Below are 22,735 nucleotides of genomic sequence, written 5' to 3' on the forward strand. Positions count from 1 at the left end.
TCGTGGGCAACATGATGCAATAGGTATATCGCACACCACAGCCGGTCCTTGGTGGCCGGGAGAGGATCAGCTATGAGCGGGATCTACAACAATGTCACCGAGCTCGTCGGTCGTACCCCGATCGTCAAGCTCAACCGGCTGACCGAGGGCCTCGGCGCAACTGTCGCTGCCAAGCTCGAGTTCTACAACCCGGCCAACAGTGTCAAGGATCGCATCGGCGTGGCGATCATCGACGCCGCCGAGAAGTCCGGTGAGCTGAAGCCCGGCGGCACGATTGTCGAGGGCACGTCCGGCAATACCGGCATTGCGCTCGCCATGGTCGGCGCAGCCCGCGGCTACAAGGTGATCCTGACGATGCCCGAGACGATGTCGACCGAGCGTCGCGTCATGCTCCGCGCCTACGGTGCCGAGATCGTCCTCACCCCGGGCTCCGAGGGTATGGCCGGTGCAGTCGCGAAGGCGAAGGAGATCGTCGAGTCGACCGAGAACGCGGTGTCGGCGAGCCAGTTCGCGAACCCGGCCAACCCGCAGATCCATCAGGACACCACCGGCGAAGAGGTCTGGAACGACACCGCCGGCGAGATCGACATCTTCGTCGCAGGTATCGGCACGGGTGGCACGCTCACCGGTGTCGGCCGCAATCTCAAGGCCCGCAAGCCCGGTGTCCAGATCATCGGTGTCGAGCCTGCCGATTCGCCGATCCTCACCGGTGGCAACCCCGGCCCGCACAAGATTCAGGGCCTCGGCGCCAACTTCGTTCCCGAGGTCCTCGACCGCGAGATCTACGACGAGATCATCGACGTCCAGTTCGACGACGCCGTGAAGATCGGTCGCGCGCTCGGCACCGACGAGGGGATCCTCGGCGGCGTTTCGGCCGGTGCGAACGTGTGGGCCGCTCTCGAGGTCGCCAAGCGCCCCGAGAACGCAGGCAAGCTGATCGTCGTGGTCGTGCCCGACTTCGGCGAGCGCTACATCTCGACGCCGCTGTTCGAGCACATTCGGGACTGATCGTCGTCGTGAGTATTCTCCGTACTCTCCGTGAGGACCTGCAGGCTGCGCGTGGCAACGATCCCGCTGCGCGCAGCAATGTGGAGAACGCGGTCGTGTACTCCGGTCTCCACGCGATCTGGTCGCACCGTGTCGCGCACCGGATGTGGGCGGTGCCCGCATTGAAAGGGCCTGCGCGGATCCTTTCGCAGTTCACCCGGTTCCTCACCGGAATCGAGATCCATCCCGGTGCGACGATCGGTCGGCGTTTCTTCATCGACCACGGCATGGGCGTGGTCGTCGGTGAAACCGCGGAGATCGGGAACGACGTCATGCTGTATCACGGTGTGACGCTCGGTGGCCGGTCGCTCGCGAAGGAGAAGCGGCATCCGACGCTCGGTGATCGCGTCACCGTAGGTGCAGGAGCAAAGATTCTCGGGCCGGTCGTGATCGGCGACGACAGCGCGATCGGCGCCAATGCGGTCGTCACGCACGACGTACCGGCGGACTCGATCGCCACGGGTATCCCCGCGACGGTGCGGTCGCGGAAGAAGCATGAGCCGCTGGTGGATCCGACCACCTACATCGATCCGGCGATGTACATCTGAGCTCGGACAAAGGCGCCGAAATGGCGGTGGGTGTACCGAAATATCGGTACACCCACCGCCATTTCGGGCGCCTACTCGGCCGGCAACACTGTGTCGGCCGAAAACTCAGCCCTGGTAGCCGGGAGGGTACAGCACCGACTTGGTCTCGCAGAACGCCTCGAGCCCTTCGGGGCCGTTCTCGCGGCCGATACCGGAGTTCTTGAATCCGCCGAAGGGCGATCCGGGATCGAAGGCGTACCAGTTGATTCCGTAGGTGCCCGTGCGGACTCGCGCTGCGACGTCGAGGCCCTTCTCCACATCGGTGGTGTACACCGAGCCGGCGAGGCCGTAGTCGGAATCGTTCGCGATCTTGATGGCGTCGTCGACGCTGTCGTACGGCAGCACCGACAGGACCGGTCCGAAGATCTCCTCGCGCGCGATTGTCATCGAATTGTCGACGTCGGCGAAGACCGTGGGTTCGACGAAGTAGCCCTTGTCGAGACCGGCGGGACGGCCACCGCCCAGCACGAGGCGTGCACCCTCTTCCAGGCCCTTCTTGATGTAGTCCTCGACGCGGTCGCGCTGCTTCGCGGAGATCAGGGGGCCGAGCTGGGCGGCCTCGTCCGACGGCGGGCCGACGGGGAAGAACGCGGCGGTGGCCACGATCTTCTCGACCACCTCGTCGTACCGTGAACGCGGTGCGAGGATGCGGGTCTGGCCGACGCAGGCCTGCCCGGTGTTCATCAGACCGGACATGACGAGCATCGCAATAGTGGAGTCGAGGTCGGCGTCCTCGAGGATGATCGCGGCGGATTTGCCGCCGAGCTCGAGTGAGCAGCGCTTGAGGTTGCGCGCGGCGATCTCGCCGATGTGCTTGCCGACTGCGGTGGACCCCGTGAAGGTGATCTTGTCGAGGTCCGGATGCGAGACGAGGTGCTCGCCGGTCTCGGCGCCACCGGGCACCACCGACAGCACACCTTCGGGGAGACCGGCCTCGGCGAAGATCTCGGCGATCACGTTGACGGCCAGCGGAGATTCAGGTGCGGGCTTGAGGACCACGGTGCAACCGGCGAGCAGTGCGGGGCCGAGCTTGTTGGCGCACAGGAACAGCGGCACATTCCACGCGATGACCGCGCCGACCACGCCGACGGGCTCGCGGGTCACTCGCGTCCGCCCGAACGAGCCGTTGCGTTCGTCGACCCACGGGAACGAATCGGCCAGCCCTGCATAGAAGTTCAGTGTCGCGAGCGACGGAGTCATCTGCATCATCTGCACCGACGCGGCGGGCTGTCCCATCTCGGACGAGACGATCTCGGCGATCTCTGCGCCGCGTTCTTCGATGATCTTCGCGGCCTTGCCGATCACCTCTGCGCGCTCGGCCGGGGTCATGCGCGGCCACGGACCGTCGTCGAATGCGGTGCGTGCCGCGGCCACCGCGGCATCGATGTCCTTCGGTCCGGCGACGGGCACCGAACCGACCCGTTCCTCCGTGGCCGGGGAGAACACTTCGAGCCTCTCGTCGGTCGACGGTGCCGTCCACGTGCCGCCGATGAACAGCTTGTCGTAATCCGTCATTTTCTCACCCTTCTCGATTGCGTTGTGCTCGTATTCATCACGGTGATCGGGTTTCGTCGGCGTCGACGAAACCGGTGAATCCGTACTGTCGGTGCGGTCCGATCACCGCGACCTCGAACAGTCCGGTGCCGACGACTGCTCGTCCGTCTCCGCCGGTGAGGTGGAACCGGGCCAGATGGTCGGTGGGGCAGAACATCAACGTCGCCGGGTCGATCTCGCGGGTGTCGCGGCGCAGCGACTGCACCACGAGGTCGCCCTGCCACATGCCGTGTCGCCAGTCGGGTTCGAGCCCGTATCCCGTGCCGATCGCCAACAGGTTCGCGACCAGCAGTTCGCATTCGACGACCAGCGGATCGCGGCCGGGGCGGTGGAACGTGAGGGTCGCACTCGTGACCGTGCGGGTTCCCGGCGCGAACCGCAGGGCGTGCTCGGGTCTTCCCAGCCATTCGGGTTCGGTGTCGGGCCGGATGCGGATGGCTTCCTCGAGCAGGCGGCGGCCGGTGTCGTCCTCCTGAACGATGACGACGATCGTGTCGCTGCCGAATTGCATCACCGAGTAGATCCAGAAGAATCCGGGTGTGCCGTAGGCGGCCTTGCGGCCGGGTGGTTCGGCCTCGCCGACCGGCCGCACACCCCACGATCTGTCGCGGTTGCCCCGCCAGACCTCCGGATCGACCTCGCGGCTGTGCCCGTCGACGGTGAGGGCGCCCGACCACGTGCCCGATTGCACGAACCGGGACGTGTCCATCACGACACGTTCGAGTTGCCGTAGCTTCTGCGGGTCTTCCTCCGTCGCGGGAACGTCGCCCTCGAAGGTGAGATCGAAGGACAGGTCTGCGGTCTCGGGATGCCCCGCTTCGAGTACCACGCGCAGTCGCTGCAGACCTTCGAGCACCTCCACGCGCAGCGGGCCCACCGCGGTGTCGGTGCGGTCGGTGCCGAGGGCCTTCGAAGCGCGGACGACGATGTGGTCGTTCCCGCGGCGTAGTACCGCGAATCCGTCGCACACACCGAGATTCGGATACTGGCCGAGTCCGACGACGAGGAACAGGTCGGCATCGTCGGACGGATAGCAGTTGAAGTAGTAGCGGTCGTAGAAGTTGCGGTCGGAGGTCGCCACCCGGCGCATAGGTTCGGCGGTCTGGTGTACCGGGTAGTCGTCGAGCGGCGACAGTGAGCCCCGCGGGTCCGCCGTCACGTCAGTGCCTCCCAGTAGGTCCCGTCGAGCATCGATTCGAGGGTCGTGCGATGCATGATCATTGCGTCGGGGTCGTCCGGCTGTCCGGAGGCCGAGTCGACGACGGACTGCCCGAAGTGCACAGCACGGGTGGCGATGCGCAGCATGATGATCGCGTGCTGCACCGCGGCGTAGCAGGTGTGGAAGTCGAGGTGCTGCGGGACGTGCCCGGTGCGCTGCGCGTAGGTGTCGGCGACGTCGTCGCGTCGCAGGAAACCGGGCAACCCAGGGAGTCCCGCGAGACCGGCGATGTCCTCGAAGAACCTGTGCAGGAAGATCATCCATGCCAGATCCATTTCGCGGGCGCCCGTCGCAGCGAGTTCCCAGTCGAGTACTCCGGCGGGTTCGAAGTCGTCGAACATGATGTTGCCGATGCGTGCGTCGCCCCAGCACAGCACCGCGGGGGCAGGGTCGTCGGGGACGTGTGCGTCGAGCCATGTGAAGGCACGTTCGATCAGTGGGGATCGCGGCCCGGTCCGGGTGGTCCACTCGTAGTAGGCACGTTGTGCCGCGACGTGCGCACGGATCGCGTCGCCGGCGCAGCGGTGTGAGGCGAGGCCCGCGGTCGCGGGGTCGACGGTGTGGATCTGCGCGAGGACGTCCACCGTGCCGTCCTGCAGCGTGGCGCGCTGGTCGTCGGTGGCCTCGGTGACCCACGAACCGAAGTTGTAGGGCATCACATCGGGCGGCACGATGCCGTCGATGCGCGACATGACGAGGAACGGTGCGCCGAGCACGGCGGCATCGGATTCGGTCCAGTGCACGTGTGGCACGGGGATGGCGGTGGCGGCGGCCACGGCGCTCATGACACGGGCTTGAGCGTCGAGGTCGTAGTGCGGGAACACCGGTACCGCGCTGTCGGCTGGGGCGACGCGGGCGACGAGTCGGTGGTCGGTGCCGTCCCAGCGGGCATCGAACAGCAGGGTCTCGCTGGACATGCCGTTGGATTCGGGGATGTGCACGTCGCTGACGACCGGGTCGGTGACACGTTCGGCGAGCCAGTGTTGCAGGCCGGTGCGTACGACTTCGGGATCGCGGCGGGACTCGCGTGGGCGGGCGGCCTCGCCGTGGTGGGCTGTGTCGTGCGGGTCGATCGCCACGAAGGCCCCTCCCTTGCATGTTGCAGGTTTCGTGCGCCGCGTCACATCGGCACGCCAACACTAGAACACGTTCCATCTTTTTCAAAGGGAGCGTCGGGTCGTGGCGAAGACCGCCCGTGCCCGCCACACTGGAGAGTGCCGACCGTCAGGAGCAAACATGGCAGAGAACAATCCGTTCGGATTCGACCCCGAAGACATCGATCGGGTCGTCCGTGAGGCCGGAGAAGAACTGCGCGAGCTCAAGGGCCGGATCTTCGCTTTCCTCGACCAACCCGTCGCGCGGCCGGAACCGGCACCGCCACCCGAGACCACGGGCGACGCGGGGGACGGCGTATGGGTCGTCTACACGGCGGACGCGGACGGCGTCGCACACATCGACCAGGTGTACCCCTCGGAACTCGAAGCGCTCCGCAGTCTCAAGGGCAACACCGACCCGGCTCGGACAGCACGGTTCCTGCCCTTCGGGATGAGCGTGAGCGTGCTCGACCGCCCGGCCACCTCGACCGACTGAGACGCGCCTCGCGTCAGCCGTGATGGATGTACGACCGGAGCTGGTCGCGTTCGGCCTGCAATTCGTCGATCCGGCTCTTGACCACGTCGCCGATGCTGACGATTCCCACCAGCTGTCCGTCGACGACGACCGGCAGGTGCCGGATGCGTCGCTCCGTCATGGTCTCGGCCAGGCTGTCCACACTGTCGGTCGGCAGGCACATCGCCACATCGACCGTCATCACCTCGGAGGCTGTGGCGACGAGTATCGACGGGCCCAGCTCATGGAGCTGCCGGACGACATCGCGCTCGGTGACGATTCCGACGACGTCGGTGCCGTCGACGACGACCATCGCCCCGATATTATGGCGCGCAAAATCTCCGATCAGCTCGCAGACCGTGGTTCCCGGGGGAACCGTCTGCACCGCCGAACCCTTGTTCCGCAAAATTTCGGCAATCCTCATCGGATACCACCGATCCGTCCCACTGGGCCCGTTGGGCTAGTCGAGGTAGGGCTGGTCCAGTCAGGGTAGGTCCTCGGAACCCGTGCGCCGCCGAATGGTTACCTACTCGTGACCATGTGTGAGTGCAGCGGCACCCACGAGCGATCCCAGCGCGCCCAACGAGGCCGGCACGATCCGCAGATCGCGAATGAAGCCGAGGCGAGCCTGCCGCGCCGCGGACGCCAGCATAGGACGCCACAGCGGAGTTCCCGCCTCCGCAAAACCACCCCCGACGACGACGAGCGAGACGTCCGTCAGTGCCGCCGCAGATGCAATGACCTGACCCAACGCGGTCCCCGCGCGCTCGAGCGCAGCCGCCGCGACACCGCTGCCGGCCTGCGCCGTCGCCGCGAGCGCAGCGCCGTCCTGCCCTTTCCAGCCGTGTGCCCGCGCCCACTTCACCGCGGCGGTCCCGCTCGCCACCGTCTCGATGCACCCCGCGCCGCCGCACGTGCATTTCTCGGAGCCGTATGCCGAGACGATGTGGCCGATGTGACCCGCGTTCCCGGTACGGCCGGACACGAGTCGACCGTCGAGCACGATGCCGCCGCCGATACCGGTGCCGAGCACTACGCCGAGCAGATCGTTCGTTCCGCGACCCGCACCGAACCGGTGCTCGGCCAACGTTGCGGCGGCGCCGTCCATCGCCAACGCCACGCGCGCGTTCGGGAACAGGCTGCGCACGGCCCCCACCAGCGCAAAACCTGATGACCACTCAGGGATGTTGATGGGGGAGACGGTGCCGCTCCGTGAGTCGACGGGGCCTGCTGCCGCGATCCCCACCGCGGTGATCGGTTCGGCACCGGCCACCTCGCGCAGAAGCGCGGCGCAGGTGTCCCACACGCCGGTGGCGGGCACTGGAATCTCCCTCGGCTCGACCGGGGTTCCGTCGTCCGCGACGAATGCCGCGGCGAATTTCGTGCCACCCACGTCGAGAGCCAGTGCGGTCATGACGCCGAGATTAGGTGATCAGCGGCGCCGCAGCACGAGTACCAGGTTGCTCACCAGGAACTCCCGCACCCACGGCACCCGGACGAGCAGCCACGCCCACTGCGGGTGGTAGCGGGGGAACGCGGCGAGCAACTCGCCGCCGGGCGTCGACCGGGCCCAGGCGAGGCCGTCGGTGCAGCCCACTTCGAACAGCGACACACCGTATCGGTTCTTCGGTTCCTTCCCGTGTTTCCGGGCATAGCGACGCGCTGCGTACTCGCCGCCGAACGCGTGCCACGGACCGGTCTCGTGTCCACCGAACGGTCCCCACCACAGTGTGTACGAGAGCACCATCAGGCCGCCGGGTCGCGTCACCCGCAGCATCTCGTCGGCCATCACCCACGGCTGTGCAACATGTTCGGCGACATTCGACGACAAGCACACGTCCACCGACCCGGTACGTAGCGGCAGCGCGAGGCCCGATCCGCGGATCGCGCCACCGACCTGTAATCCGGCCGCGTGCATCTCGGACGGATCGGGTTCGATCGGCACGTAGCGCGACCCCACTTCGGCGAACGCGTCGGCGAAGTAGCCGGGCCCACCTCCGACGTCGACGACGGTGGTGCCCGCGAGACTGTTCCCGGTCAGGCCCGTGTAGAGGTCACCGACGAGGTCGACGGTGTCGTGGGCGAGACCGCCGTAGAATTTGTCGGGTGCGGTCTGCTCGAAACGGAAACTGCCGAGCAGACCGATGGAACGTCGCAGGGTGGCGCGGCGTTCGAACAGCCGGGTCACACGGGGAACGGACGGGGTCTTCGGTGGCACGTCGAACCACAGTAGTGCCCGCACCCTCGCGCGTACGGCGGCGGTGCGGGCACTCGGAAAGCCATCGTGCACCTGCATCGCGGGCGCACCCGCTAGTGTGTCCGTGACATCACACCGCGTCCGTACGGGCGTGCGCTACTACCGGGGGGTAATCCGCGTGCGGGAGGTTCTACTGCTCTGCTGGCGCGACAGCGGGCACCCGCAGGGAGGCGGCAGCGAGCGCTATCTCGAGCAGGTCGGCGCGCAACTCGCCGCTCGCGGCATCAAGGTCACGCTGCGCACTGCGTCGTATCCGGGCGCGAGCAAGCGCGACACCATCGACGGTATCGACGTCAGCCGCGGGGGCGGTCGTCTCGGGGTGTATCCGCGTGCTCTCGCCGCGATGGCCGCCGGACGCCTCGGATTCGGTCCGCTGAAGGGCATCCGCCCCGATGCCGTCATCGACACCCAGAACGGCATCCCGTTCTTCTCCCGATTCGTCGCCGGCGCCCCCGTCACCGTGCTCGTGCACCATTGCCACCGTGAGCAGTGGCCCGTCGCGGGACGCGCGATGGCGAAGCTGGGCTGGTGGATCGAATCCACGTTGTCGCCGCGAGTGCATCGCCGCAACCAGTACCTGACCGTGTCGCTGCCGTCGTCCGACGAACTGCGGATGCTCGGAGTCGACCACGACCGCATCGCGGTGGTCCGCAACGGCGCCGATGCCATCCCCGCCGATGTCATCCCCGGCGGCGAACACACCCGCACCGCGCACCCGAGCGTGTGCGTGCTGTCGCGGCTCGTGCCGCACAAACAGATCGAGGACGCACTCACCGCGATCGCAGCGTTGCGCGACCACATCCCCGGCCTGCACCTCGACGTCGTCGGCGGTGGCTGGTGGGAACAGAAGTTGCGTCACGTCGCCGCGGAGCTGGGCATCGAAGCTGACGTCACCTTCCACGGCCACGTCTCCGAGGACCGCAAGCACGAGGTGCTGGCACGGTCCTGGCTGCATGTGATGCCGTCCCGCAAGGAAGGGTGGGGGCTCGCGGTGATCGAGGCCGCACAGCACGGTGTCCCGACGGTCGGATACCGCAGCTCGAAAGGCCTCACGGATTCGATCGTGGACGGCGTCACGGGTGTCCTCGTCGATTCTGCCGGCGACCTCACCGACGCGGTCGCAGAACTGCTCGGTGACGCCGAGCGCCGCACCGAGCTGGGCGACAAGGCCCGGATCAGGGCGGGTGAGTTCTCCTGGGAGGCCACCGGATCCGGTGTGTTCGAGGTGCTGACCAGTGTCGCGTCGGGGCAGCGAGCGTCAGGCCTGTTTCCCCGAATCGCAGCGGAAACGATCGGCGAGGGCGCGGAGCAACTCCGATACGCGGGCACCTAGTCGGGTTCCGAGCATGCCGATAGCCCCGGCGGCAACCACCAGCACCAGCAGCAGGTGCGCGAGGATCGCCACGCTCCGGCCGGACGTCTCTCGCGCCCACGCTCCGTCGACCTGGTAGAGCGCCAGGTCGTCGTCGCTGTAGAGCTGGGTGAGGTTTTCGAGGGTCTCCTCCGATCGGCCGTGATCGCCGGGAGTGCCGTGCTCGACCAGGACCCAACCGACACCCCGCGCCGCGAGCTCCGACGGATCCGCACCGCCCTGCAGGAGTCGTTCGACGTCGACAGCACGCGCGCCCTCTCCTCCGACTGCGCCTCCTTCGACGATGAGGGTTCCGGTCTGCAACACGTCGGCGCGCAGCATGCGGGGCGTCGGGTCCAGGACCGCCACCGGGCCGGAATACTCGAACCGGCGGAACATGCCCGTGGGCAGCACCGCGACGTCACCCTCGTTCGCGGTGACGATGCTCGCGACCTGCTGCCACCCATCGGGGTATCGGATGGGTCGTATCTGGCCGCCGACACCCCAGGCGAGATCGGGGAGCGCACCCACCAAGGCAACCACCGCCAGCGCCGCCCACGCGGTGTCGCTGCGGGCCCGATCGGGAGTGAAGTGCCGTCGCAGTGCCCCGATGCCGGCGGCCGCGGCCACTGCATAGAGCGGCATCGCGAGTGCGACCCATTTCTGGGTGTCGCGCAGGAGTCCGGCCCCGGGGACGTGCACCATCGACCATTCCCCTGATCGCAGACCCGGCGCGGTGGCGCCGAGAGTCGGGCCGAGCAGCGCGACGACCGCGACGACCGTGAGTGCGACGATCACCGGGTTGCGACGTCGCCGCCACAATGTGGGTAGTCCGCACGCGACGATCACGAGGAGCAGTGCGGTCCCGACGAGTGCCCACGGCGTCGTGCGTGAGCCCGGCACCGCATCGGCATTCCAGATGCCGCCGAGACCTGCGACCGACCCGATCGTGCCCAGCAGCGGCTCGGCGCGGGCCGCGAACGCACTCACACCTGCCGGGTCCGCCTCTGTGCCGCCACCCGACAAGGCGGTTGCGACGAGCCATGGTGCCGATACCGCCACGATCAGGGCGCAGGCACCCACGAGCCGCCGCACCCGTGACGCGCGACCGCCGGGCATTGCGAGGACCACGACCGCGGTCGCCCCGGCGAGGAGCACACCGGTCGGGGTGAGCCCCGCGATCCCGAGCCAGAACGCGAGCGCCCACCATCCGCCGGGGGCACGTCGACGCACCGCGACCGCCGCGCACGCCGCCCACGGCAGCGCCGCGTAGCCCGCAAGGAGACTCCAGTGTCCCTGCAGTAACCGCTCGCCGACGTACGGGTTCCATATCGCGACGGTCGCCGCAGTCACCTGTGCGGGCACACCGGAAGTGGGAAGTAGAACCGAAACAAGCTGCGCTGCACCGAATCCTGCCGCCCACAGTGATGCGACGAGAAGGACGGTCACAGCGACACCACCGTCGACGACGGTCGTAACCCACGCGAGCAACGCATCCTGCGGAACCGCGCGGGCCGCGGCGTCGGACAGTCCCAACGCCGAGTCCGTGAGGTACGAGCGAGGCGTGCTCACCGCGTCGCGCAGCAACAGATAGCCGTGCGAGGTGAACATCGGACCGAGCACGACGACGGTCAGGGCGAGCGACCACAACGCCGGAACCAACGTCGGCGTCAGTGCCGACGCGTGTGTCGTCGCGCGAGGACGGCGCAAACCCTGCATGGACATGGCCGCAGACTACGGTGCCCACGGGTGCGAGGATGGGCGGATGCCGCCAGAGAACACGACGCGCCGCTCCGGGACAGGAACCGCGGTGGCCGGGATGACGATGGTGACCCTCGGTGCGATGACCGCCAATGTCGCGTCCTACCTGCTGCATCTGCCCGCGGGACGGTGGCTCGGCCCCGCCGGGTACGGAGAGTTCGCGAGCCTGCTCGCGGCCCAGCTCGTCCTCGCGGTCCCAGCGCTGGCCTTGCAGACCGTCATCGCGCGTGAAGCTGTGCACGGAGCCGACACCGCGGTGCTGCGTCGTCTCGGTCGTCGATGCGCACTGATCGCCGCTGTCGTCGCTCTGGCTCTCGTACCGGTGGTGTCGTGGGCACTGGACACGAGCATCGCGGGTGCGTTCGGGTCGCTGGTGACGGCCCCTCTGCTGGTACTTGTCGCGACCGAACAGGGATTGTTGCAGGGACGCGCCCGGTTCGCGGCGCTGAGCGTCGTCCTCGCCGCCGCTGGGATCGCGAAGGTCGTCCCTGCCGTCGCGGTGCTCGCCGCCGGTGGTGGCCCGGGTTCGGCGTTGCTTGCCGGCGCGGTGGGGACGGGAGCGGTGGCGGTGGCCGCCACGCTGTTCGTCGGTCGCGGCGAGCCCGAACACCCCGGCGAACCCGAACGCCCCGGCAAGCCCGAACATCCGGACCCGGGGTCTGCGCCTCGGATACCGGGAGCCGCGGCGGTGCTGCGCGCGTCGCAGGTCCAACTCGCGTTGATCGCGTTGACGTCGCTCGATCTGATGCTCGCGCGCATGCTGCTCGATGCCGACTCCGCGGGCCTCTACGCGCTCGGGGCGGTCGCGACGAAGGTGGCGTTCTGGTTGCCACAGGCCGTGGGGGTGGTGTTGTACCCGCGGATGGCGAACCCGGCGGAGTCGGCGTCTGCAGTGCGTTCGGCGCTCGCGGTCCTCGTCGGCCTCGGCGCGGCGCTCGTCGCGGCAGCGGCGATCTGCGCGCCCATCGTGCCGCTTCTCGTCGGCGACGCCTACGAGCCCGTCCAGTCCCTGCTGTGGTTGTTCGCGCTGCAGGGTGCGTGCCTCGCGGTGCTGCAGGGTGCACTGTTGTCCGCGATCGCCGGGGATCGCACCGCGCTGGCCGGTGTCGCGTGGGTGGGCCTCGTGGTCGAAGCCGTGCTGATGGCGACGGTCGCAGCGACGGTGGAGCAGTTCATCGCAGTGGCCGTCGGTGTCGCAGCCGTCACGGCCGCGGTGGTGTCGGTGCTCGCTGTCCGCGGGGCATCCGCGGCGGTGAAGACGTCTCGGCTCGCACATGCGAACGCCGCCTCCCACCGTGAGGTGTGAGGCGGCGTTCGTTCGGTCTCTCGATCAGTCCTGAGTGGGGGGCTTGTTCAGGTCTGTGCGGGGAATTTCCTGGGTCTGGTCGGTCGTCCAGTCCCGCTGCTCGGGCTCCTGCGGAAGATCGGAGCGCGGAATGACCTCGGTGCGATCGTCCGTGAAGTCGCGCTGCGTGTCGGCGGCATGGGCACCACCTGCACCCGCTGCTGCGGCCGAGGCCGGACCGGCGGGTGCCGGGCTGCCTGCCGCGGCGGCACGCCGACCGCCGTTTCCGCCACCGCGGAGACCGAGGACGAAGCCGACGATCAGCAGGATGACGCCGAGGACGGCGGCGATGATCGGCAGGGTCTTACCGAAGAGCGAAAGCTGGTCCTGGCCGTCGCGGGCCTGCTCGAGCTGGTACTCGATCGTCGGTTCGTCGAACGGCAGCGTCACGTCGAGGACGGTGACCTCGGGAGTGTTCGCCTCACGTGCGTAGTACTGGTCCTGCGCTTCTTGACCCTTGACGACGACACCGGTGATCGGGTCGACCCACAGATCGCGGATGTTGTTGTACCAGCGGGTCATCTCGACGGGCTCGTCGCCTTCACCGACACCCCACGTCGAGGCGGGGAGTTCCAGCTTGTACGTCGGGACGCTCGGGTCGGCCTCCGACATGTCGACCGGGCCGATCTCGTGCTGGAAGTGGTAGACGGGCATGCCGTTGATCTCTTCCTCACCGACGAAATCGATGGGGTAGGTCTCACGGGCATTGATGTCGTAGTAGGGGTACGACTCCTGCTTGACGTCGAACGGGAACTTGTACTGCAGGCCCTCGCGGTTGTCGATCTCCTCGCCCGGCGAATCCGCGGACGTCTGGATCGTGCTCACCCGATCCGGGAACTCTTCCTGCGACACCGGCATCGACGACACCCGGTCGATCGTGAGGCGGTCGACGGTTGCGGACACGAGTCCGGTGTCGCCCTGCATGTCGAGACGGCGCACCGTCTGACCGGCCTGGAGCGTCATGATCTCGCCGTCTGCCGGATCCTCGACCGTGACGAAGCGCTGGGCCACGATCGGGACATCGGTGTCGACCTGAGCGTTACCGGCGAGCAGTGCACGCGAATTCAGAATGTCGCCGGTGCCTTCGGCGACCGTGGTCACCTCGAGGTCGAGCGGCGTCTTCTTCAGCTTCCCGACGGTGTACGTCGGGATCAGAATCGCGATGGCCAGAAGGAATGCTCCCAGGCCCACCAGAATCATTGCCAGTATCCGGCCCGAGCTGGAACGCTCAGCCATGCTGTATCTCCTCACTCAACGGTTTCATCGAGTACCCCCACCGGCAGCAGGGCTGCACGGATCGCCTGGCATCCGACCCGCGAACACCACGTGAGCCCAGACACTAACAGCCTGAGGTTCGGTGACGCGCGACCGCACGCCGCGAGGCCCGCACTTCTCGTTACGGGCACTACACGGCAGACTGGTCGCCGATGACCGCTCCCGACATTCCGTCCCCTTCCGCGACAGGTTTCCTCCCTGCGCTGGAAGGAATGCGAGGAATTGCCGCCGTAGGTGTGCTGATCACCCACGTCGCATTCCAGACCGGAGCGGTGCACGACCCCTGGATCGGCAGGGTGTGGGGCCGATTCGATCTTGCGGTGGCCCTGTTCTTCGCGCTCTCGGGTTTCCTGTTGTGGCGCCCGCATGCGGCCGCCGCGCGCGGCGAGGCCGATCGGCCGTCGACGCGTCGCTACTTCGTCTCGCGCGCTGCCCGGATCCTGCCCGCCTACTGGGTGGCCGTGATCCTCATCCTGTGGCTTCTGCCCGGCGCCGGGGGAGGCCCGACGGTGTGGTGGGCCAACCTCGCGCTGGTGCAGGTGTTCGTTCCGCTGACCCTCACCGAGGGACTCACCCAGATGTGGAGCCTGTCGGTGGAGGTGGCCTTCTATCTTGTGCTGCCTCTGCTCGCCTGGTCGGTGAGCCGCCTGCGCGGTGACACGGCCCGCTTCCGGATTCCGGTCCTGCTGGGTGCGGCCGTGCTGTCGCTGGCCTGGGTGTGGGTGCCCGTGTCGACAGAGGATCACATCAACCATGACAACTGGCTGCCCGGCTACATGCCGTGGTTCGCCGCGGGCATGATCCTCGCCGAACTCGCCGCGCACCCCCCGACATGGATGCATCGGCTTGCTGCGAAACGGCACATCATGGCTGTCGCGGCACTCGTCGCGTTCGGTCTCGCGACGACGCCGCTCGCCGGTCCGAAGACCCTCACCACGCTCGAACCGTGGGAGTACAACGGCAAGATCGTGTTGGGCGCCGTCGTCAGTTTCTTGTTGCTGGCTCCGCTCGTGCTCGCGCCGCGCACCGAACATCGCATCCTCGCGAGTCCGCTCGCGTTGACGATCGGCCGCTGGTCCTACGGCATCTTCATCTGGCATCTCGCCGTGCTCGCCGTCGTCCTGCCGGTGTTCGGCATCCCCGCGTTCCAAGGGCGCTTCTGGTTCGTGCTGGCCGTGACGGCGGTACTGAGCGTCGCGGTGGCATCCGTGAGCTACGCATTGGTGGAAGAACCTGCCCGGCGGGCATTCCGCCGCTGGGAACGCCGACGCCAGAACTCGGGCAGCTCCGCTGTGCAGGCCGCCGCGACACCGACCGCGACCAGACCGACCAGCGCCGCGAACTGAATCAGGTACGAGTGCCCGACGTAGCCGTCGGGTGAGCGCCACGGCCCCGTCGACAACAGTGCCATCGCGAGCATCGTCGACCCACCGGCGACACCGACGAGGATCCGCGACGCGGTCGCCGAACCCCACCGCGCCGCGGCAGCGATCACACCCGTCGTGCCGAGAACCGTCACGGCGATCCCCACACCGCCGGCGACGACGACGGACGCGGCGGCGACCCCGATGAGAGCAGCGGTCGCCGAATGCCACGTCCGCGGTGCGGGACCGGGATCCGATACGGGTCGGCGGCGGGGCAGGAACGCTAGGGCGAACAGAGGAAGAAGGAGAAGGAGGCCTCCGAAGATCCCCATGCGATACCAGCGATCGGTCGCGAACTCGAGAGTGACGGTGCCTTCCGTTCCCGCGGGCACGATCCAACCCTGTTGCCATCCGTCCGCGACGACCGGCGTCAGCTCGGTGCCGTCCGGCGCGGATGCGACCCATCCGACGTTCGTGCTCTCCGGCACCACGATCAGCTGATCCGAATCGGACGCGGGCACCTGTAGTTCACGCAGGTTCTCCGTCCACGTCCCCATCTCGAGTTCCACGGGATCGGTGCGTGGCGGTTCCGCACCTACGAGCGGCAACTGCAGGCTCGATGCCACGAACGCGGTGCCGGGCTCGACGTCCACATCGATCCGGCCCGGCGACATCCCGACCGCATCGGTGTCGCACAGGGTCGCAGGCACCTCCGCGCCTTCCGCGAGATCGCGGACCGACCCGGTGACGGACGTGCGGTAGGTGCGGCCCTCGATCGTGATCACGGGCCCGGCCTCGCACTCGACGGTGACGACGCGATCGTAGATCGAATCCTGTGCGCCGATCGGACCGTCCTCCCCGAGAACGGTGATCTCGGCGAGCCCCGGCGGCGTCTCCTTCGAGAACCCGAGGATCGTGCGATCGATCATGTCGTCGTGATCGACGAGGGTGAGCTGTACCCGGTCGGTGAGGTGCGGCGTCAGCTCGATTCCCGTGGAGTCCTCGTCGAGTTCCCGGACCTGCGGGCCGTTCCCGAGGTTCACCGCGACCCGGGTGGGCGGCGCGGGGAGCGCTCCCAGCGACGTCGCGAGATCGAGACCCGTCACCACCTGCGGTGACGGCAATTCGAGGGTCAGAGTGGGATGCGGCGCACCGGGCTCGAGGGAACTCTCCTCCGCGGTCCACGACGTGCGTGGATCACCGTCGGTGGCAGCGAACGCCGAGCCCTGCAGATCCACCACGTCGGCAGCGCCGCGGGCGACGACCCGATCGGACCGTTCGATCACCTCGTCGAGTGCCGGCCCGGGGCGTGCCCGCACCCACAACTGCGGGGTCACCCACGACTCGGCCGGTACGTTCAGGGTGCGGGTGAACAGATTCGGTTCCTCCGGCGCGGTGGCCAACCCGAACGCGCACCGCACCCGGGCGGGGGTATCGACGCAGCTACCGCGACCAGGGAACTCCTGCCGAAGATCCCAGCCCCGCACCGAGGTGCCGTCAGAAGGAGCCGGCACGACGATGCGTCGCCGGATGTCGAGGAACCGCGGGTCGGCGCGGTCTGTGTGGTCTTCGAGTGCGACCTCGGACAGCCCGAACTGGTTGCCGCGGCTGCCTCCTTCGGCATACGTCGCGGTGATCCGGATCCACGTCGTCGTGCCCAGCGGCAACGCCACGGTCTGCGGGGTGCCGGGCTTCTCGACGCGGACAGCGGTGCTGCCCCGGTCGGTGGTCACCTCGAGCCACTTCACCGGCGCACCCAGTGCGCCCGCACTTGTGGTCAAGTGCAGGATGCCCGCGTCGATGGGGGTGTCGAGGTCGAGTTGCAGCCATTGCCCGATCGCGGATTCGAGGCCGTTGCTGTGCCAGCCGGTGGTCGGGTCACCGTCGATCGCAGCGGCCGGGCCGCTGCCGACCGATGTCCCGCCGAGCTGCGTGGCGTCCGACGCAGCGCTCGACACACTGATCCGTGCGCCTTCCCATTCGGCCTGCACGAGGTCGGTGTCGGGCACGGGATAGTCGGGCACCAGATTGTGCGTGCGCCGCTCGTCGCCCTCGGCGCGGATCGTCGACGAATGATGATCGACCTGCCCGTAGTCGGTTTCTCGATCGGTGGGGGTGTCGGTCACGGTCAGTGTGTCCGGTTCCCGTCCCCCGCGTGCACTGTCGGCCGCGAACACACGCGGACCCACATGCCTGGGATCGGTGGTGTTCAGGCTCAGCAGCGACTCGGGTCCGCCCTGCACGACGGGGACCGACGCGGCGTCCACCGCGTACGGCCCGACGGGCGCGTCCGCCGGTTCGTCGACCCGGTAGATCTCGACCGCCCGATACACCGGGCGCAGGTCGGCGTCGGCGACGACGCCGACGGGCTGGACACGTTCGATCTCCGAGCCGAACTCGGCGACCCGCTCGATGCCCGGTGACCCCTCGACGGCACGGTGAACCAGCGCCGGACGTGCCGCGGGGGAGGTGTCGGGATCGAGATCGTTGCGCACCACCAGGTAGCCGATGCCCATGCTGCGCAGTGTCGCCGCGAGCCCGGGCGACGGACGACCGTCGGCGATGAGCCGCTGCACCGAGTCGAGGGCCCGGATCGCGCCCGGCGGCACCAACGGCACCGCGTCGCGTGAGGCCCACGGTGTGGACGCGAGAGCCTGGATCGGCTCGTCGCGGGTCAGGCCCCAGATCTGACTTCCGAACGGTGCTCCGGGAAGGAGCAGAGCACGTTCACCGCGCTCCTCGGTGTGCTCGTCGAGCCACTGCGCGGTTTCGTGCCAGTACTCGGGCACCTCGTCGTATGCACCGCGAGGTGCGAGTTTCCCGGTCCACGCGAGCGACGTCGCGAGGGTCACGGCGACGAGGACCAGGGTGGAGAAGGCGACCATCGGATTGCGTTCGGGATGCGCGAATGCGGTGCGGGCGCGGCGCCACGGCACCGAACCGGGCAACGGCACCCACCGCAGCAGATGCGCCAGTCCGAGGACGAGCGGGAGCCGCACGAGCGGCTCGAGTTTGTGCACGTTGCGCAGCGGCGCGCCTGTGGAATCGAGGAACAGGCGCACCTGTTCGGCGAGCGGGGAACTCAGCTCGCCGACGTACCCGGCACCGAGACCCGCGACACCGACGAACAGGATCAGCGTCCACCGGCCGCGCGCCGGCATCGTCCGCATCGCCAGACCCGCGAGACCTGCGGCGGCGAGCAGACCGGTGACGAGCACCGCGGCGGGCTGGGTGACGAGCACGGCACCGGCGATGCGTTCCGGCGACACGAACGGAGTCCAGCTGCTGGTACCGCGCAGCACCTCCGCCAGTGACGTCCATTCGGTCGTCACCCCGGACGACTCGATGAAGTCGAGGAACGGGGGACTGACCCTGCCGAGCAGAAGCAGCGGCACCATCCACCATGTCACCGCGACCACGCACAGCGGCAGCCACCACACGGTGAAACGCCACCAGCGCCGGTTCGGTCGGTGCGCGATCCACCACAGGCCCGCGACGAGGCACGCCGCGGCGGTGGCGACGGCGTTGATCGCGCCCATCAGCGCGACTGCGACGGCGGACTGCGCGGCGAGAACACGGTGCGAGAGCGCATCCCGACCGTTCAGATACCGCACCAGGGGCAGCAGCACCCACGGAGCGAGCATCAGCGGATGCGCTTCCGACGAGATGGATCCGAGGGTCGTCAGGACGCGCGGCGACAGCACGAACACGATCGCTGCGATCACCCGCGAACTGCGGCTGCCGACTCCGAGCGCTTCGGCGAGCCGGATCAGACCCCAGAAACCCGCGACGAGCAGCAGCATCCACCACAGGCGCTGAGTGATCCACGGGGGGATGTGCAGAAGCTGTCCGAGAGCGAAGAACGAACCGTGTGGGAAGAAATACCCGTACGCCTGGTTCTGTACCTGCCCGAGCGGTGCCAGGCTGCTCCACTGGTGAGCCGCGCGCGTGAGGAAACCGATCGGGTTCTGCGTCAGGTCGTACTTGGTGTCAGCAACGATCAGGCCGGGAACCTGCGCGAACGACAGAACGAACGCGATGGCGGTGACAACATACAGCCACCGCCGCGACAGTGGTTCCGCGTTCGGTGAAGTCTCGGCGCCGGGAGGTTCTGCAGCGCCGTGCGTACGTGAACTCGAAGCGTTGCCGGCGCCGTCAGCGGCTGCCGTACTCAACCTGGTTCAGGAGGGACGAATCAGCGTTACCGCTGCGATCGATCTCGGGACGAGAGTTCTCGGATACCGCAGCCGTGACTCCGAATACGGCGACAGCGCCGACCACGACGCCGGCCAACGCGCTGATCAAGCCTGGCCCCAGGAACTTCCCCATACCCAACTCCCCATCATCGATCGACTCACGTCGTTTGGTTCCGCGTCAAGGTATCACCCCGGGTAGCGGAGACGGTGCCAGCGCACCGTCCGAGCGGCTCAGAGTCCGATGGTGCCCAACAGCGTGCGCAGTTTCGCGGTGGTCTCGGCGAGTTCGTCGTCGGGATCGGACTCGGCGACGATGCCACCGCCTGCCCACGCGAGGGCCCGCAGCCCGTCGGAGCTGATCTCGGCGCAGCGGATCGCGACGAGCCAATCCCCGTCGCCGTTCGAGTCGCACCAGCCGACCGCGCCGCCGTAGAAACGGCGGTTTCCTTCCGTTGCCCGGATCGCCGCGAGAGCCGCCTCGGTGGGTGTTCCCGCGACCGCAGGTGTCGGGTGCAGCGCAGCAGCGACGGTGAGCGCGTCGGTAACCGGATCGCGCAGTGTGCCGGTGATCGGGGTCGCGAGGTGCCACACGTCCGGCGTCGACGTCAGCTCCCGTCCGGCGGGGATGTCGAGGTCGCTGCACAGTGGGGTCAGCCGCGCCCGGATCCAGTCGACGACGAACGCGTGCTCGGCGAGGTTCTTCGGCGACGCCAGCAGCGTCTCACCGGCCTTGCGGTCGGCATCCGGATCGGCGTGGCGGGCGGCGGTGCCGGCGAGCGGTCGGCACGTCACGGTCTCGCCACGCACACTGACCAGCAGTTCAGGGGTTGCGCCGACCAGCGTGTGGCCCCAGTACCGTTCTTCTGCTGCGCTGAGGTCGAGTGCGTAGGTCGTCGCGTCCGGATGGCGTTCGATCATGCGCGCAGCCAGTGACAACGGGTCGATCGGTTCGTCGGCCTCGAGCGCCACACGTCGCGCCGCAACCACCTTGTCGAACTCGCCGAGCTCGAGCCTTTCGATGAGCGAACGCACCCGCGCGACATGGATGCGCGGGAGAGGGATCTGCGCGGTCATCCGCACGGAAGGCAGATCGGGAAGGTCGTCGGGAGCTTCCCACGCTCCGTCGGTGATCTCGACATTCTCGGGTTCGGTCAGCGCGACTGCCCCGTCCGGGTCGAACGGCAGAGCTCCGACGATCAGCTCGGCTTTGCCGCGACGCAGCGCCGTCGACGCCGTGGCGACATCGGAGAACAGGCGCCGCGTTCCGATGGCGTGTACAGAGCGATCGGCGCGCGAGAGCAGGAATCCGTCCATGGTGAGACGACGATATCGCCTGCACGCCGTTCCCCATGTAATGCGGGCGGATTGTGTGAGGTGGTCGTCAGCGGCCGGGCGGCACGATCAGGACAGGTCGGTGGCTGTGCCGGAGCACGTGATCGGCGACCGAGGACTGCAGCAGAGAACGTAGCCCCGTGGTGCCGCGAGTACCGGTGACGATGATGTCGACGTCCAGTTCGTCGGCGGCCTCGATGATAGCCGCCCACACCGCGTTGACGACCTCGACGGTGCGACCCTCGGCATGCAGGCCGAGAGAGTTGGCGAGCTCCAGGCCCTCCCGGTTGGTCACCTTCGCGTCGGAGAAGGCCACGTCCTCGTTGTCCTCGTCCGGCACCCACTCGGGCTGCATGACTCCCGACAGCCCGGACATCCGCGCTGCCTGGCGGACCATCGGCTCCCACGCGGTGACGACGACGGCACGGCACGATTCGAGGAAGCGGCCCGCGTATTGCACGGCGCGCTTGGAATTCTCGGATCCGTCGTAGGCGATGAGAATCAGGTCTGCGGCCAACGTGCACTCCTCCAGGTCGTGTACGCGAAAGCTCTCGTAGCTGCGGTGGTTGCGTGCACGATACCTCGCTGAGCGGGTGGTGGGGAGGCCCCTACGTGAGTCGACTACCGTCGAGCATCATGCGGATCCGACACAGCCTCGCCGTCGTCCTCACCTCGGCACTCGCGGTAACGGCCTGCGGTGCCGGCGACACCGCCGATGCCCCGGCGTCGGAGCCCACGACGTCTGCGGAATCGGCATCGTCGCCGTCGTCCACGCAGCCTTCTCCGTCGTCGTCCGTGCAGCCGGCCGTGTGCGGCGACGACCTGCTCGCGTCGCTGTCGTTGCGTCAGAAGCTCGCGCAGTTGCTCAATGTCGGTGTCACCGGCGCCGACGACGCGCTTGCGATGATCCAGGCAGAACAGATCGGCGGCATCTTCGTCGGCAGCTGGACCGATCGGGCGATGCTTGCGGAGCGCCAGATCCCAGGGGTCGCGGCGCAGAGCCCGCTGCCGCTGATGGTGACGATCGACGAAGAAGGCGGCCGCGTGTCGCGGGTGGGTGAACTCCTCGGCCCCGACCCGTCGGCCCGTCTCACTGCGCAGACCATGTCCGTCGACGAGACGTATCAGATGGCACTCGAGCGGGGCCAGGAGCTGCGTGAGCTCGGTATCACTGTCGACTTCGCGCCCGACGTGGACGTGAGTAGCCAGCCCGACGACTCCGTGATCGGCGACCGTTCCTACTCCGACGACCCGGCCGTCGTCATCGATTACGCCGGCGCGTATGCCCGTGGTCTGCAGGACGCGGGCATCATGCCGGTGTTCAAGCACTTCCCCGGCCATGGCTCGGCATCCGGTGATTCTCATACCGGTGCCGTGACCACCCCGCCGCTCGACCAGCTCGTGCAGACCGACCTTGCGCCGTACAGGGAACTCCTCTCGCCCGATGTTGCGGTGATGATCGGACACCTCGACGTTCCCGGTCTGACCGATGGTCTGCCGGCGAGCATCAGCCCTGCGGCGGTGGATCTGCTGCGCACCGGTACCGGTTACGGCGGACGTCCCTTCGACGGCATGATCTTCACCGACGATCTGTCGGGGATGCAGGCGATCACCGACAGTTACGACATCACCGAAGCCGTAGAGGCCGCGTTGGCCGCGGGCATCGACCAGGCGTTGTGGCTGACCACCGACCAGGTTCCGGCAGTCCTCGATCACCTCGAACAATCGGTGGTCTCGGGTGATCTGCCCGCAGCGCAGGTCGACGAGTCCGTGCGCACCGTCGCGCGTGCCAAGGGCGCACTCGACTGCTGAGAAACGCGTCGATCGCGCGTGGACTCC

18 protein-coding genes and 1 pseudogene are annotated in these 22,735 nt (G+C 68.1%); 7 read left to right on the top strand and 12 right to left on the bottom strand.

Annotated features, from left to right (window positions below; all coding sequences use genetic code 11):
* The first annotated feature begins 72 nt into the window (after positions 1 to 72).
* Positions 73 to 1,008, top strand: a complete 936-nt coding sequence (gene cysK / locus ACZ46K_RS08970) for a cysteine synthase A (RefSeq protein WP_054810293.1) — start codon at positions 73 to 75, stop codon at positions 1,006 to 1,008.
* An 8-nt stretch (positions 1,009 to 1,016) separates the two neighbouring features.
* Positions 1,017 to 1,595, top strand: coding sequence for a serine O-acetyltransferase EpsC (gene epsC / locus ACZ46K_RS08975; protein WP_054806627.1), 579 nt, complete (start codon positions 1,017 to 1,019; stop codon positions 1,593 to 1,595).
* A 105-nt stretch (positions 1,596 to 1,700) separates the two neighbouring features.
* Here epsC and ACZ46K_RS08980 read toward each other — a convergent pair whose 3' ends face one another.
* From ACZ46K_RS08980 to ACZ46K_RS08990, 3 genes are read right to left on the bottom strand one after another with little or no spacing between them, the layout of a single operon-like run.
* Positions 1,701 to 3,149, bottom strand: a complete 1,449-nt coding sequence (locus ACZ46K_RS08980) for an aldehyde dehydrogenase (protein WP_464747740.1) — start codon at positions 3,147 to 3,149, stop codon at positions 1,701 to 1,703.
* A gap of 37 nt (positions 3,150 to 3,186) precedes the next feature.
* Positions 3,187 to 4,347 carry an Rv3169 family protein gene (locus tag ACZ46K_RS08985; RefSeq protein WP_464747742.1) on the bottom strand — a complete coding sequence of 387 codons (1,161 nt, stop codon included), beginning with the start codon at positions 4,345 to 4,347 and terminating at the stop codon, positions 3,187 to 3,189.
* The gene (locus ACZ46K_RS08990; protein WP_464747744.1) at positions 4,344 to 5,486 is read right to left on the bottom strand and encodes a phosphotransferase family protein; all 1,143 of its coding nucleotides are present in this window, start codon (positions 5,484 to 5,486) and stop codon (positions 4,344 to 4,346) included. The genes ACZ46K_RS08985 and ACZ46K_RS08990 overlap by 4 nt, the downstream gene beginning before the upstream one ends.
* Positions 5,487 to 5,643: 157 nt before the next feature.
* Between ACZ46K_RS08990 and ACZ46K_RS08995 the strand changes: the two genes are divergently transcribed.
* Entirely contained in the window at positions 5,644 to 5,997 is a 354-nt protein-coding gene (locus tag ACZ46K_RS08995; RefSeq protein WP_464747746.1) for a hypothetical protein, read from the top strand.
* A gap of 13 nt (positions 5,998 to 6,010) precedes the next feature.
* Here the strand turns inward: ACZ46K_RS08995 and ACZ46K_RS09000 are convergent, their stop codons facing one another.
* The 3 genes from ACZ46K_RS09000 to ACZ46K_RS09010 all read right to left on the bottom strand — a co-directional run bounded on the left by ACZ46K_RS09000 (position 6,011) and on the right by ACZ46K_RS09010 (position 8,203).
* Positions 6,011 to 6,439: a CBS domain-containing protein gene (locus ACZ46K_RS09000; RefSeq protein ID WP_054806626.1), complete on the bottom strand. Its 429-nt coding sequence runs from the start codon at positions 6,437 to 6,439 to the stop codon at positions 6,011 to 6,013.
* Between the two features lie 102 nt (positions 6,440 to 6,541).
* The gene (locus ACZ46K_RS09005) at positions 6,542 to 7,429 is read right to left on the bottom strand and encodes an ROK family protein (RefSeq protein ID WP_464747748.1); all 888 of its coding nucleotides are present in this window, start codon (positions 7,427 to 7,429) and stop codon (positions 6,542 to 6,544) included.
* Positions 7,430 to 7,447: 18 nt separating this feature from the next.
* Positions 7,448 to 8,203: a methyltransferase domain-containing protein gene (locus ACZ46K_RS09010; RefSeq protein WP_054807660.1), complete on the bottom strand. Its 756-nt coding sequence runs from the start codon at positions 8,201 to 8,203 to the stop codon at positions 7,448 to 7,450.
* 187 nt (positions 8,204 to 8,390) lie between these two features.
* On the opposite strand from ACZ46K_RS09010, the gene ACZ46K_RS09015 reads away from it, so the two are divergent.
* On the top strand, positions 8,391 to 9,605 hold the full coding sequence (locus ACZ46K_RS09015; protein ID WP_054810822.1) for a glycosyltransferase family 4 protein: 1,215 nt from the start codon (positions 8,391 to 8,393) through the stop codon (positions 9,603 to 9,605).
* On the opposite strand, the gene ACZ46K_RS09020 is transcribed toward ACZ46K_RS09015, so the two are convergent.
* Positions 9,531 to 11,342, bottom strand: coding sequence for an MmpA family trehalose lipid delivery protein (locus ACZ46K_RS09020; protein ID WP_464749274.1), 1,812 nt, complete (start codon positions 11,340 to 11,342; stop codon positions 9,531 to 9,533). The genes ACZ46K_RS09015 and ACZ46K_RS09020 overlap by 75 nt on opposite strands.
* A gap of 46 nt (positions 11,343 to 11,388) precedes the next feature.
* Between ACZ46K_RS09020 and ACZ46K_RS09025 the strand changes: the two genes are divergently transcribed.
* The gene (locus tag ACZ46K_RS09025; protein ID WP_464747750.1) at positions 11,389 to 12,690 is read left to right on the top strand and encodes a polysaccharide biosynthesis protein; all 1,302 of its coding nucleotides are present in this window, start codon (positions 11,389 to 11,391) and stop codon (positions 12,688 to 12,690) included.
* 24 nt (positions 12,691 to 12,714) lie between these two features.
* Here the strand turns inward: ACZ46K_RS09025 and pgfA are convergent, their stop codons facing one another.
* Complete coding sequence (gene pgfA, locus ACZ46K_RS09030; RefSeq protein WP_464747752.1) at positions 12,715 to 13,965, bottom strand: cell envelope lipid trafficking protein PgfA; 1,251 nt, start codon at positions 13,963 to 13,965, stop codon at positions 12,715 to 12,717.
* A gap of 251 nt (positions 13,966 to 14,216) precedes the next feature.
* Between pgfA and ACZ46K_RS09035 the strand changes: the two are divergent.
* A pseudogene (locus ACZ46K_RS09035) lies at positions 14,217 to 15,194 on the top strand (acyltransferase family protein); the annotation flags it as partial.
* 23 nt (positions 15,195 to 15,217) lie between these two features.
* Here ACZ46K_RS09035 and ACZ46K_RS09040 read toward each other — a convergent pair.
* From ACZ46K_RS09040 to ACZ46K_RS09055, 4 genes are all read right to left on the bottom strand, one after another.
* Positions 15,218 to 19,441: an alpha-(1->3)-arabinofuranosyltransferase domain-containing protein gene (locus tag ACZ46K_RS09040; RefSeq protein ID WP_464749275.1), complete on the bottom strand. Its 4,224-nt coding sequence runs from the start codon at positions 19,439 to 19,441 to the stop codon at positions 15,218 to 15,220.
* Positions 19,442 to 19,523: 82 nt separating this feature from the next.
* Positions 19,524 to 19,697, bottom strand: coding sequence for a DUF2613 domain-containing protein (locus tag ACZ46K_RS09045; protein ID WP_464747754.1), 174 nt, complete (start codon positions 19,695 to 19,697; stop codon positions 19,524 to 19,526).
* A gap of 98 nt (positions 19,698 to 19,795) precedes the next feature.
* Positions 19,796 to 20,878, bottom strand: coding sequence for an isochorismate synthase (locus tag ACZ46K_RS09050; RefSeq protein ID WP_464747756.1), 1,083 nt, complete (start codon positions 20,876 to 20,878; stop codon positions 19,796 to 19,798).
* Between the two features lie 67 nt (positions 20,879 to 20,945).
* On the bottom strand, positions 20,946 to 21,413 hold the full coding sequence (locus tag ACZ46K_RS09055; RefSeq protein WP_054807512.1) for a universal stress protein: 468 nt from the start codon (positions 21,411 to 21,413) through the stop codon (positions 20,946 to 20,948).
* Positions 21,414 to 21,532: 119 nt separating this feature from the next.
* On the opposite strand from ACZ46K_RS09055, the gene ACZ46K_RS09060 reads away from it, so the two are divergent.
* The gene (locus ACZ46K_RS09060; RefSeq protein ID WP_464747758.1) at positions 21,533 to 22,708 is read left to right on the top strand and encodes a glycoside hydrolase family 3 N-terminal domain-containing protein; all 1,176 of its coding nucleotides are present in this window, start codon (positions 21,533 to 21,535) and stop codon (positions 22,706 to 22,708) included.
* Positions 22,709 to 22,735: the final 27 nt, after the last annotated feature.

Source organism: Rhodococcus sp. JCM 9793 (assembly GCF_055380405.1).